This is a genomic window from Corallococcus sp. CA041A (genome assembly GCF_003612075.1).
Taxonomy (GTDB): domain Bacteria; phylum Myxococcota; class Myxococcia; order Myxococcales; family Myxococcaceae; genus Corallococcus; species Corallococcus exiguus.
The window spans coordinates 1-1036 of record NZ_RAWF01000557.1 but is presented as its reverse complement, the minus strand read 5'-3'; the positions used below and the strand labels follow the sequence as shown (position 1 = coordinate 1036).

Annotated in this window: 1 protein-coding gene; it reads right to left on the bottom strand. The window is 73.4% G+C overall.

Annotated features, from left to right (window positions below):
• Positions 1 to 988 (bottom strand): ABC transporter permease (locus D7V77_RS42125; protein ID WP_233597570.1); only part of this gene is annotated, 988 nt, incomplete at its 3' end.
• Positions 989 to 1036 lie beyond the last annotated feature (48 nt).

The following is a 1036-nucleotide window of genomic DNA, read 5'->3' as shown; positions in this document are numbered from 1 at the left end:
CCACGCCGATCGCCGCCAGCCGCAGCCCCTGCCCCACCACCAGCCACAGCACCTGCCGGTCCGTCGCGCCCAGCGCCATGCGGATGCCCAGCTCGCGCGTGCGCTGGCTCACCGTGTACGCCAGCACGCCGTACAGCCCCACGCCCGCCAGCGTCAGCGCGAGCACCGCCATGGCCGTGAGCAGGCCGCCCATCACCCGCGTGCGGCCCAGGCTCTCCTCCACCACGGCCTCCAGGTCGCGCACCTGGACCAGCGGCAGGCTTGGATCCACCGCGCGAAGCTGTTCGCGCAGCGCGGGCAGCAGCGCCTGTGAGTCCCGGGTGGCGCGGACGGCGACGACCATGAACAGGCCCTCGAATTGATCCATGGGCAGGTACACCTCCGCGCGCGGCTCCTCCGCGAGGCTCGCGTGGTGCACGTCTCCCACCACGCCCACCACCTCCCGGAACGGCTCGCCGTCGAGCGTCAGTCGTGCGCGCTGGCCCAACGCGGAGCCCTTTGAAAGGAAGCGCCGCGCGAAGGTCTCGTTGACCACCATCACCGGCGCCGCGCCCGCGCCGTCCGTGGCGTTCACGTCGCGACCCTCCTTCAGTGGGATGCGCAGCGTGGCGAAGTAGCCGTCGCTCACCGCGCGGAAGTTGACCGCTTCGCGCGCCTGGGCCTCCGCCTCCGTCTCACCGGGCAGCACCACCGCGCTGAAGCCGTTGCGGTTCCACAGCGGCAGCGTGCTGGCCAGTCCCGCGGACTGCACCGACGGCAACGCCCGCACCCGCGCCAGCAGCTCCGTACTCACCTGCCGTCGGCGGGTGTCATCCCTCCCGTAGGCCTCGCGGGGGAATGACAGGTCCATCGCGCTGACGCCTCGCGGGTCGAAGCCCGGCGCCACGGCATGCAGCGCATGGAGCGTGCGCAGCATCAGGCCCGCGCCCACCAGCGGCACGAGCGCCAGCGCGACCTGCGCGACCACCAGCACGGCCCTCGCACGCATCGGGCCGGTCGCGCCCTTCCCCCCGCGAAGCCCCCCGAGCGCTGTCTC